Genomic DNA, 12,870 nt, shown 5'->3' with positions numbered 1-12,870 from the left:
AAATTTCGCCCGGAACGCCCAGTGGCACCGGTTGTTTGTACTCATCCAACAGATAGAACTGGGTATTCGCCACCGGTTTACCAATGTGCGCGGCAAAACCATCCTCACGGGCCATCGACACCCAACTCGAATACGTCGTGGTTTCCGAAGGGCCGTAGAGGTTGCACAGGCGCTTGACCTGGGTCTGTTCGAACAACGCTTCCACCAAGCTGCGCTTCAAGGCTTCACCGGCGACGTTCACCGTGTCGACGCCCTCGCCCAACCCGCCCGATTCCAGCAGCGCCTTGAGCGCCGACGGTACGGTGTTGATCAAGGTGATGTCGTGCTCGCCCTGCTGCAGTTCCAGCACATTAGTGACCACTTCGATGCTGCCGCCAGACGTCAGCGGCGCGAAGCATTCGTAGACGGCCAGGTCGAAGTTCAGCGAAGTGGAGAACAGGGTTTTAGCCAAGGTCTGCCAATCGAAAGAACGATGCGCCCAAGTCAGGAAGTTCACCGTGTTGCGGTGTTCGATCATCACGCCTTTAGGCTGGCCGGTCGAACCCGAGGTGTAGATCACGTAAGCCAGGTGCGACGAGACCAGGCCTGGAACCTGCGGATTGGGCGCCACCTCGTCCTGCCAGACGCCCTTGTCGAGGTCGATCACTGGCACCGACGTCTCGCCCGACAGATGGCGGGTGCTGCCTTGAACCAGGATCGCCGCCGGGGCACTGTCTTGCAGCATGTAGGCAATCCGATCCAACGGATACGCCGGGTCCAGTGGCACATAACCGCCGCCGGCCTTGAGGATCGCCAGCAAGCCAACAACCATGTCGATGCCGCGCTCGACACAGATCGCCACCCGCGAATCGGGCTGCACGCCCTGCTTGCGCAGGTAATGGGCCAAGCGATTGGCGAGGCCGTTGAGCTCGCGATAATTGAGCTGTTGTCGGCCGTGACGCACCGCCACGGCATCCGGCGTGCGCTGCACCTGATCCTCGAACAACCCGTGGATGGTCTGCTCCCGCGGGTATTCGGCCTGGGTGGCATTGAAGTCCACCAGTAACCGCTCGCGCTCCGCCGCCGGCACGATCGACAGTTCCCGCAACGCCAGGTCTGGCGTGTGCTCCAACGCCGCCACCAGGCTGTCCAGCGCCGAGTGCATATACCCGCAGACACGCTGGGCCCCCACCGCGCTCACGACCTGGGCCGTAAGCCGGAAACCTTCGCCCAGATCGTCCACGTTAAGGCACAACGGATAGTTTGTGCGCTCTTCCATGCTCAGGGTCTGGATCCCGTGCCATGCCGAGATGGCCGTGTCGGACACCGCTTCAGCGGCACTGTGTCGATAGTTCAACAACGTGCTGAACAACGGCAGCGAGGCCGGTACGCCGCTGCAACGCTGCGCCAGGGACAGCGACGCGTGCTCGTGTCCGAGCAAGGCCGACAACCGGCCATGGGTCGCCCTGACACCGGCGCGGGCGCCTTGGGCGCCGACATTGACGCGCAATGGCAGCGTGTTGATGAACATGCCCAGGGCCCGATCGGCCCCGTCGCCGCCCTGCATCCGCCCCATCAGCACGGTGCCGAACACCACCTCTTCACGGCCCGAAACCCGCCCGACCACATGCCCCCAGGCCAGGTGGACCAGGCTTGCCGCGCTCACGCCGAGTTGACGGGCCTGGGTCCGCAGGCGCCGGGCCAGCGCGGCGTCTACGTCCTGATGCGCTTCTTCGATGCCGCTGCCGTCGCCCTGCACATCCTGTAGACCGAACGGCAGCGTCGGCTCATCGATATCGCCAAGCATCTCGCGGAAAAACCCTTCGTGCTGCTCACGACTGACCCCAAGACGCGCCTGGGCCACATGGTTGCGATACGGCACGGCAGGTGACAGCAAGTGCGCCTGGTCCAAGAGACTGGCTTGCATCTCATGCACCACGACTTCAAGCGCCGTGTGGTCCAACGCCATGTGATGGAACAGCAGCATGCCAACCCAGCGCTGATTCGCCACGTCCTGGGCATAGGCCAGGCGCATCAACGGAGCCTGGGCGATGTCGAGGCGGTAATGCCGCGGATCGAATCGTCCGTGCAGCTGCTGCACCACATCGCCCCCCGCCGGGTCCACCTCGACCTCTTCCAGGCCCAGGGTCGCGTGGTGCCATACCACTTGCACCGGTGCCGCCAGGCCTTGCCAGACCATGCTGGTGCGCAGGATATCGTTACGTGACACCACGCACTGCAAGGCGTAGGCAAAGGCTTGCAGCCGTTCGCGGTTGTCAAAGCCGAACAGCACCTGCAATACGTAGGGATCGCCCTGCTCCGCGGCGAGGTGGTGATAGAGAATCCCTTCCTGCAACGGCGCCAGGGCATAGATGTCCTGCACATTCGCCACGCCACCCGGCACGGTGGCCACTATCCGGTCGATAGCGTCCTGGTCCAGATCGGCCAAGGGCAACATGTCCGGGGTGATTCGCGTGCAGCCGTCCGGGATCGCATTGTCCGGCACCACGACTTCCGTGTGCCCACCCACCGCGGCCGCCAGGGCCGCCAGCGTCGGTTGACCGAACAGCACCCGCACATCGGCGGCCAGGTCGACCTGGCGCATGCGCTCGATCAGCTTCACCGCCAGCAGCGAATGGCCACCCAACTCGAAGAAGTTATCATGACGGCCGACCTGCTCGAGCTTGAGCAAGTCCTGCCAAATGCGGGCGATGGCCGTCTCGACCTGGCCTTGCGGGGCTTCGTATCCACGGCTGATCACGGCCGACTGATCCGGCGCCGGCAAGGCCTTGCGATCGAGTTTGCCGTTAGTGGTCAACGGGAACGCTTCAAGGATCACGAAGGCGCTGGGAACCATGTGCTCCGCCAGCGACCGCAACAACTGTGTACGCAGGTCGATCGCTGACGGTTGCGCACCTTGCGCAGCGATCACATAGGCCACCAGGCGCTTGTCACCCGGTTCGTCTTCACGAGCGATGACCACGGCCTCGCGGATACCCTCGCAGGCCGCCAGCGTCGCTTCGATCTCGCCCAGCTCGATCCGGAAACCACGGATCTTCACTTGGTCGTCATTGCGGCCCAGGTATTCGATGCTGCCGTCCGCCAACCAACGACCGAGGTCGCCGGTCCGGTACAAGCGCGCCCCTTCACGCCCGCTAAAGGTATCGTCGATAAAGCGTTCCTGGGTCAATTCCGGACGGTTCAGATAACCCCGGGCCACGCCCGCACCGCCCACGTACATCTCACCCACCACCCCCACCGGCACCGGCTCGCGCCGGGCGTCGAGCACGTACAGTTGCAGGTCGGGAATGCGCTTGCCGATCGGGCTCACTCCCGTCAACTGCGCATCGGCCGTTTCAAGCGGACGATAGGTCACGTGCACCGTCGTTTCGGTGATGCCGTACATGTTCACCAACTGCGTCCCAGCATTGGCGACACGGGCATACCAGGGCTTGAGCATCCCGGTTTCCAGCGCTTCACCGCCAAAGATCACCTGGCGCAGGCTGTGGCGCAGTTCGCTTTCGCCCTGGGCCGCAATCAACTGCCGGAAGGCGCTTGGCGTCTGGTTCAGTACGGTCACACCGGCCTCGCACAACAACGCATAACAGTCTTGCGGCGAGCGACTGACCAGTTGCGGCACCACCAACAGCCGACCGCCGTGGGTCAAGGCGCCCCAGATTTCCCAGACCGAGAAATCGAACGCGAAGGAATGGAACAGCGCCCAGACGTCTTGCGGACCAAACTCGAACCACGGTTGGGTCGCCGAAAACAGCCGTGCCACGTTGCGGTGTTCGACCATCACCCCTTTGGGCAGGCCGGTGGACCCCGAGGTGTAGATCACGTAGGCCAACTGCGACGACGTCAGGCCAGGCACTTGCGGGTTGGCGACGGATTCGTCCTGCCAGCCGCCGTCATCGAGTTGCAGCACCGGCACCGAGACGCCAGCCAACAACGGTTGCGTAGCGGCTTGGGCCAACAGCGCAACCGGCGTACTGTCACGCAGCATGTAGCCGATGCGTTCCGCCGGATAGGCCGGGTCCACCGGCACATAACCAGCGCCGGACTTCAGAATGCCCAGCAGGCCAACGATCATGTCCAGACCGCGCTCGACACAGATCGCCACCCGGTCATCCGGACGAATACCCAGTGCCAGCAGGCGATGAGCGACCTGGTTTGCCCGGGCGTTGAGTTCGCCGTAAGTCAGTGCCTGCTCCTCGAACACCACCGCCACCGCGTCGGGTTGCGTCGCGACCTGGGCCTCGAACTGGCGATGGATCAGCGCGTCATGGGCATAGGTCGCCTCTGTTGTATTCCAGGCTTCGAGCAATGCTCGGCGCTCGGCCGCTGGCAGCATCTTCAACCCGCTCAATGGGGCCAAGGGTGACTGTTCCAGCGCCTGCACCAGGTTTTCCACGACACATTGCACGTAGCCGCACACACGCTCGGCGCCAATCGGCGCCTGAGCCATGACCGTCAGGTTGAAGCCCTCGCCCAAGTCATCCACCGACAACGTCAGCGGATAGTTGGTGCGCTCTTCACCTTCCAAAGTCTGGATACCGTCCCAGGCGGCGATGGCCTCGCTGGAAGCCGTCTGCGCACCGAGGTGGCGATAGTTGAGCAGCGCGCTGAACAGCGGCGCCGGCGCGGCTACGCCACTGCAGCGTTGCGCCAGGACCAGCGAGGCATGCTCGTGCCCCAGCAACGCGGTCAAGCGCGCATGGGTCGCCTTGACGGCAGCGCGCACACCGTGTGCGCCCAGACTCACCCGCAGCGGCAAGGTATTGATGAACATCCCCAGCGCACGGTCGGCCCCTTCACCACCCTGCATGCGCCCCAGCAACACCGTGCCGAAGACCACGTCGTCCTGGCCCGAGACGTTGCCCAGCACCTGCGCCCACGCCAGGTGATACAAGCTTGCCGCGCTGACGCCGAGCTGACGCGCCTGGATCCGCAGACGCTCACCCAGCCGGGCATCGACCGGTTGGCGGACTTCCTCGATACCGTGCCCGTCACCTTGCACGTCCTGCAGGCCGAAGGGCAGCGTCGGCTCGGTCACATCCCCCAGCATCTCGTGGAAGAAGGCCTCGTGCTCCTCGCGGCTAACCCCCAGCCGCGCCTGTGCCACGTAGTTTCGATACGGCACCGATGCCGCCAATTGCTCCCCCCGCCCGGCCATGTGCGCACCTATTTCTGCGGTGAGCATGCCCAGGGAGGTCGCGTCGTCGACCATGTGGTGGAACAGCAGCATGCCGACCCAGCGATTGTTCGCCACGTCCTGGGCATAACCGATCCGCATCATCGGCGCCTGGCGAATGTCCAGGCGGTGGTGACGCGGATCCAGGTGTTCGCGCAGTTGCTCGGCGATATCCCCCGCTGCCGCGTCCAAGGCGATTTCATCGAGGCCCAGTTGCGCCTCGCGCCAGACCACCTGGACCGGTTCCTCCAAGCCTTCCCAGACTACCCCGGTGCGCAGGATGTCATGCCGGGACACCACGCTTTGCAGAGCCTCGGCGAAAAGGTTCAAGTGGGCGCGGCTGTCGAAAGCGAAAAGCACGTATTGCAGATAGGGGTCGCCTTTGGCGGCCGCAAGGTGGTGATACAAGATCCCCTCCTGCAGCGGCGCCAGGGCATAGATGTCCTGCACATTGCCCACGCCACCCGGCACTGTCGCCACGACGCGGTCGATCTCGTCCTGGCTCAACGTGGCCAGGGGCAAAAGGTCTGGCGTGATCCGCGCACAATCGTCCGGGATACGGTTGGCCGGCACCTGGACTTCCTGGCTGCCGCCCACCGCACTGGCCAGCGCCGCCAGCGTCGGCTGGCCGAACAGCACGCGTACGTCGGCGGCGAGGTCGATCTGGCGCATGCGCTCGATCAATTTCACTGCCAGCAACGAATGACCGCCCATTTCAAAGAAATGATCGTGGCGGCCGACCCGTTCCACGTGCAGCAGGTCTTGCCAGATAGCGGCAATAGCGATCTCAACCTCGCCCTGAGGGGCTTCGTATTCACGGGTCACTACCGACGACTGGTCCGGCACCGGCAAGGCCTTGCGGTCCAGCTTGCCGTTGGTGGTCAACGGGAACACCGTCAACATCACGAATGCGCTGGGTACCATGTATTCGGCCAGCGAACCGAGCAGTTCATCGCGCAGTTCGGCCGCGGACGGCGGCTCGCCCTCCTCGGCAATCACATAGGCCACCAGGCGCTGATCGCCCGACGTATCCTGGCGCGCCACCACCACGGCTTCTCGCACACCGTTGCACGCGGCCAGCTTGGCTTCAATCTCGCCCAATTCGATACGGAAACCGCGGATTTTTACCTGGTCGTCGTTGCGCCCCAGATATTCGATACTGCCGTCCGCCAACCAGCGACCCAGGTCACCGGTCTTGTACATCCGCGCGTCCGGCTCGGGGTTGAACGGGTTGGCGAGGAAACGCTCGGCGGTCAACTCGTCACGGTTCAAGTAACCGCGACTGACACCTGCGCCACCCACGTACATCTCCCCCACCACCCCTACCGGTACAGGCTCGCGCTGAGTATCGAGTACGTACAGTTGCAGGTCGGGAATGCGCTTGCCAATCGGGCTGACACCGGCCAACTGCGCGTCGGCCGCTTCAAGCGGACGATAGGTCACATGCACCGTCGTTTCGGTGATGCCGTACATGTTCACCAGTTGCGTCCGGGCATTGGCCTGGCGGGCATACCACGGCTTGAGAATGCCGGTTTCCAGGGCTTCGCCACCGAAGATCACCTTGCGCAGGCTGTGGTTCAGGTCGCTTTCACCCTGGGCCGCAATCAGTTGGCGGAAAGCGCTCGGTGTCTGGTTGAGAATGGTGACGCCAGCGTCGCACAACAACGCGTAGCAGTACTGCGGTGAACGGCTGACCAGCTGTGGCACCACCAGCAAGCGACTGCCGTGGGTCAAGGCACCCCAGATTTCCCAGACCGAGAAGTCGAAGGCAAAGGAATGGAACAGCGCCCACACGTCCTGCGGGCCAAACTCGAACCACGGTTGGGTCGCCGAAAACAGCCGCGCGACGTTGCGGTGTTCGACCATCACGCCCTTGGGCAGGCCGGTGGAGCCGGAGGTGTAGATCACGTAGGCCAGGTGGCTGGCATTCAGGCCCGCCACGTCGGGATTGTGCCGCGGCTGCTGGCTCATTTCGCCGGCGTCGGTCGGGTCGAGCACCAAGGTGGGCACCGCCAATACCGGCAGGCTGTCGCGCCATTGCGACTGGGTCACCATCGCCACGGGACTGCTGTCATCCAGCATGTAGGCGATGCGCTCGGGTGGATAATCCGGGTCCAGCGGTACATAGCCCGCACCGGCCTTGAGGATGCCCAGCAGGCCAACGATCATGTCCAGACCACGCTCGACACAAATTGCCACTCGGTCGTCCGGACGAACACCCTCGGCCACCAGGCTGTGGGCAAGTCGGTTGGCGCGGGCATTGAGTTCGCCGTAGGTCAATGCCTGGTCTTCATGCACGACGGCCACGGCGTCGGGTTGAGACGCGGCCCAGCCCTCGACTTGCCGATGGATCAGGGTATCGTCGGCATACGTGGCGTCGGTGGCGTTCCAAGTTTCCAGCAATTGCCGACGCTCGGCCGATGGCAGGATCGCCAAGGCGTGCAACGGGGTTTGCGGTGCCTGCTCCAAGGCCACGACCAGGTTTTCCAAAGCCACCTGCATGTAATCGCAAATACGCTGCGCACCGATGGCCGTATCGACCATCGCGGTGAGGAAGAAGCCGTCACCCAGGTCATCGACATTGAGGGTCAACGGATAGTTGGTCCGCTCATTACCACGCAGCGCGTTGATCCCGCTCCACGCCGACAAGGCGTCCTGAGTCACCTGGACCGCACTGTGACGGTAATTGAGCAAGGCGCTGAACAGCGGCGTCGGCGCGACCACGCCACTGCAGCGTTGCGCCAGTGCCAGCGACGCATGTTCGTGGCCCAGCAACGCAGTCAGTCGCCCGTGAGTGGCCTTGACGCCGCTGCGCACATCCTGGGCGCCCACGTCCACCCGCAACGGCAGGGTGTTGATGAACATGCCCAAGGCACGGTCGGCGCCGTCGCCGCCCTGCATCCGACCTAACAGGACCGTACCGAACACCACCTCCTGCTTGCCGGATACCTTGCCCAACACCTGGGCCCAGGCCAGGTGCACCAGGCTGGCGGCACTCACTCCCAGGTGGCGTGCCTGTGTCCGCAGGCGCCCGGACAACGTCAGGTCCACCGACTGGCGAACTTCATCAATGCCGTGCCCCTCACCCTGCACGTCCTGCAAACCAAAGGGCAGTGTCGGCTCGTCGATATCGCCGAGCATGTCGCGGAAAAATGCTTCGTGTTCCTCTTCGCTCGCCCCCAGGCGGGCCTGGGCCACGTAGTTGCGATAAGGCATCGCTTCGCCCAACTGGCCGTCCTCGCCCAGCAGGTGCAGTTGCATCTCGTGCTGCATCACGTCCAGGGCGGTGTGGTCCAGGGCCAGGTGATGGAACAACAAAATCGCGACCCAGCGATCCTGGGCCTCATCCCGTGCGTAAGCCAGGTGCAACAGCGGCGCCCGGCCCAAATCCAGGCGACTGTGCCGCGCATCAAAACGGCTGGCCAGTTGCGTGACAACGTCGCCAGCCGTGGTATCGGCAACAATGCACTGCGGCTCCAGCACCACTTGGCGCCAGACCACCTGCACCGGCTCATCCAACCCTTCCCAGACCACACTGGTGCGCAAGATGTCGTGGCGATCGATCACCACTTGCAGCGCGCCGATGAACGCGTCGAGGCGTTCCCGGTTGTCGAAGGCGAACTGGGTTTGCAGCACGTAGGGGTCGCCCTGTTCGGCGGCCAAGTGGTGATACAGAATCCCTTCCTGCAACGGTGCCAGGGGGTAGATATCCTGCACGTTGCGTGCGCCGCCTGGCACCGTGGCGACGATCTGGTCGAGGGTGTCCTGGGACAGGTTGACCAGCGGCAACAGTTCGGGGGTGATGCGGTCGCAATCCAAGGGAATCAAGTTCGCTGGGGCACTCACTTCCCTGCCGCTGCCAATCGCTGCGGCCAGTGCGACCAGGGTCGGTTGGCTGAACAGCACGCGCACGTCGGCGCTCAAGCCAGCCTGGCGCATGCGTTCGATCAGCGTCACCGCCAGCAGCGAATGGCCGCCCAGTTCGAAGAAGTGATCGTGACGACCCACCTGCTCGACCTTGAGCACATCTGCCCAGATTCGCGCCAGGGTCTGTTCGACTTCGCCTTGTGGTGCTTCATATTCGCGAGAGGCATAGGCCTCGGCATCCGGCGCCGGGAGCTCACGGCGATCCAGCTTGCCGTTGGCGGTCAGCGGGAAGGCTGGCAGCACCATGAAGGCGCTGGGCAGCATGTAGTCGGCCAGCACGCTCGACAACTGCTCGCGCAATTCACGTACCGACAAGGTCACGCCCGGTTCGGCAATCACATAACCTACCAGGCGCTTGGGACCGGCATCGTCTTGCCGCGCCAGCACGACCGCGTCTTTCACGCCTGGGCATTGGCCCAAGCGGGCTTCGATCTCGCCCAATTCGATACGGAACCCACGGATCTTCACTTGGTCGTCGTTACGGCCCAGGTAATCCACCGCGCCATCCGCGCGCCAGCGGGCCAGGTCGCCAGTGCGGTAGAGCAAGGCATCTGGATCGGCACTGAACGGGTCGGTGACGAACTTCTCGGCGGTCAGCTCAGGGCGATTCAAATAGCCTTTAGCCACGCCGTCGCCACCGATGTACAACTCGCCGGCCACGCCGATGAGGACGGGTTGCTGGTTGGCATCCAGCACATAGACGCGGGTGTTGCCAATCGGACGACCAATCGGGATACCGCCCTCGCCCACCTGCTTGATTTCGTAGGTGGTGGTGAAGGTGGTGGCCTCGGTTGGGCCGTAGCCGTTGAGCAAGTGAGCCGGCGCGCCTTCCTTCAGAACGCGACCGATCACCGCCGGGTCGAGCACATCGCCGCCGACGATCAGGTAGCGCAGTTGGGCGAACACCGGCATCAGCCCGGCGGCGTATTGGTGGAACAGCCCGGCGGTCATCCACAACACGCTGACCGATTGCTCTTGCAGCAAGGCCGCAAAACGTTCTTGCGTCAGCAGCACGTCCTGATCGACCACTACCACGCAACCGCCATTGAGCAACGGTGCCCAGACGTCGAGAGTGCTGGCGTCGAAGGCCGGGTTTGAGGCAAAGGCGACCCGATCCTGGGCGTTAAAATCGGCGTAGCCGTTGTTGATCACCAGTCGGTTGACCGCCCGGTGCGGCACCAACACGCCTTTCGGCGTACCGGTGGAACCGGAGGTGTACATGATGTAGGCCACCGATTCGCTGCTTTGTATCAGTCTCAGGTCGTGATCCGCCTCGTTATCCAGGACCACGGTGTCCAGATCCACACGGGCCGTCCCCTCTGGTGCCGTCATCGTGCTCAGTGTCAGAAGCGTCCGGACACCGCTGTCGCGCACCATGAAGGCCTGCCGTTCCGGCGGTGCGCTGACGTCCAGCGGCACGTAGACTGCGGCGCACTTGAGAACCGCCAGTTGGCTGACCAGCAGCTCGATGGAGCGTTCCAGCACAATCGCTACACGATCACCCGGTTGCACACCCAGTCCGATCAAATGGCGGGCCAGGCAATTGGCCCGGCGGTTCAACTCGGCGTACGTCAGGCCATGCCCGTTGTGCACAACCGCCGTTGCCTCCGGACGTTCCTTGGCCTGGGCTTCGAACAGGCCATGGACGGTCCTGTCCTGGGGATAGCTGCGGGTGGTGGCGTTGAAATCCACCAGCAATTGCCGACGCTCGGCCGACGGCAGGATCGACAGGCTGTTCAACGGCGTCTGCGGTGCCTGTTCCAGCGCATCCACCAGGCGCTCCAGGGCAATGCCCATGTAAACACATATCCGCTGCGCACCAATCTGCGGCACCGCCAGCGCGGATAGGCGGAAATCTTCGCCCAGGTCGTCCACCGACAACGTCAGCGGGTAGTTGGTGCGTTCTTCGTTGCTCAGCAGTTGGATGCCGTCCCAGGCCGCCAAGGCTTCGCTCGAGGCAACACCGACGGCGCTGTGCCGGTAATTGAGCAAGGCGCTGAACAACGGCAGCGGCGCGGCCACGGCGCTGCAACGCTGGGCCAGGGCCAACGAAGCGTGTTCGTGGCCCAACAGACCGGTCAGGCGCGCGTGGGTGGCTTTCACCCCGTCACGCACGCCTTGGGTTCCAACCCCTACCCGCAACGGCAAGGTATTGATGAACATGCCCAGGGCCCGGTCGGCGCCATCACCGCCCTGCATCCGCCCCATCAGCACGGTGCCGAACACCACGTCCTGCTTGTCGGACACTTGCCCCAGCACCTGCGCCCAGGCCAAGTGATGCAGGCTCGCGGCGCTCACGCCCAACTGCCGGGCCTGGGCCCGCAAACGGCGGCTCAGGTCGGCAGGCAGGCTCAGTCCGGCCTCCTCGATATCGCTGCCATCGCCACGGACGTCCAGCAGACCGAACGGCAATGTCGGTTCGTCGACATCACTCAACATGTCACTGAAGAACCCTTCGTGCTCCGCGCGGCTCACGCCCAAGCGGGCCTGGGCCACGTAATTGCGGAACGGCACCGCTTCGCCCAACTGCTCGGCCTGGCCCAGCAGATGCGCTTGCATCTCGTGTTGCACCACTTCCAGCGCCGTGTGATCGAGGGCCATGTGATGAAACAGCAGCATCGCCACCCAGCGCTGATTCGCCGGATCGTGGGCATATGCGATGCGCATCAACGGTGCCTGTTGCATGTCCAGGCGGTAATGCAATGTGTCGAATCGCTCGCGCAACTGTTCGGCGATATCGCCTGCTTCGGCGCTCAGCACCAGCTCTTCCACCGCTAGTTGCGCCTTGCGCCAGACCACTTGCACCGGCTCATCCAGGCCTTCCCAGACCACCGAGGTGCGCAGGATGTCATGGCGATCGATGACGCCTTGCAGGGCTAGGGCAAACGCCTCCAGCCGCTCGCGGTCCGCGACGATGAACGTGGCCTGCAACACATAGGGATCGCCCGTGTGCGCGGCGATGTGGTGATAGAGAATGCCCTCCTGCAACGGCGCCAACGGGTAAATATCCTGCACGTTGCGCGCACCGCCCGGCACCGTTTCCACGATGCGATCGATGTCCAACTGGTCCAGCGCCACCAAGGGCAGCATCGACGGCGTGATCCGGGTACAGCCCAGCAAGATGCCGTTGTCCGGTACCACGACCTCGCCGCCACTGCCGACTGCGGCGGCCAGCGCGGCGAGGGTTGGCTGGCTGAACAGCACCCGCACGTCCGCCGACAAGCCGAGCTGGCGCATCCGGCCAATCAGGCTGACGGCCAGCAGCGAATGCCCGCCCAGTTCGAAGAAATGATCGTGGCGGCCGACGCGTTCGACCTTGAGCAAGTCTTGCCAGAGCTGCGCCAGGGTGGTTTCGACCTCACCTTGCGGGGCTTCGTAGCCACGGGAGATGACGGCATCCAGCTCCGGTGCCGGCAGGGCCTTGCGGTCGAGCTTGCCGTTGGGGGTCAGCGGCAGCGCATCGAGGCGTACGTAGGCGGCGGGCACCATGTAATCCGGCAGTTGCGCTTGCAGGTGCGCGCGCAGGGCTTCGATTGCTACTGCTGTGTCCAGTGAGTGTTGGGTGAAATAGGCCACCAGGCGCTTGTCGCCCGGTATGTCTTCACGGGCCAGGACCACAGTTTCTTTCAGCGCTTCGTGGCGGGCGAGCTTGGCTTCGATCTCGCCCAGTTCGATGCGGAAACCACGGATCTTCACCTGGTCGTCGTTGCGGCCCAGGTATTCGATGTTGCCGTCCGGCAGGTAGCGGCCCAGGTCGCCAGTGCGATACA

General features: G+C 64.0%; 1 protein-coding gene. It reads right to left on the bottom strand.

Annotated elements, in window-relative coordinates; all coding sequences use genetic code 11:
* On the bottom strand, positions 1–12,870 hold a 12,870-nt coding region (locus AACY31_RS27665; RefSeq protein ID WP_339505483.1), incomplete at both ends, for a non-ribosomal peptide synthetase.

It is taken from the genome of Pseudomonas sp. RL_105y_Pfl2_101, assembly GCF_963970585.1.
Classification (GTDB): Bacteria; Pseudomonadota; Gammaproteobacteria; order Pseudomonadales; family Pseudomonadaceae; genus Aquipseudomonas.
Note: the sequence above shows the minus strand (reverse complement) of the source record. Positions and strands in the feature narration are given on the sequence as shown.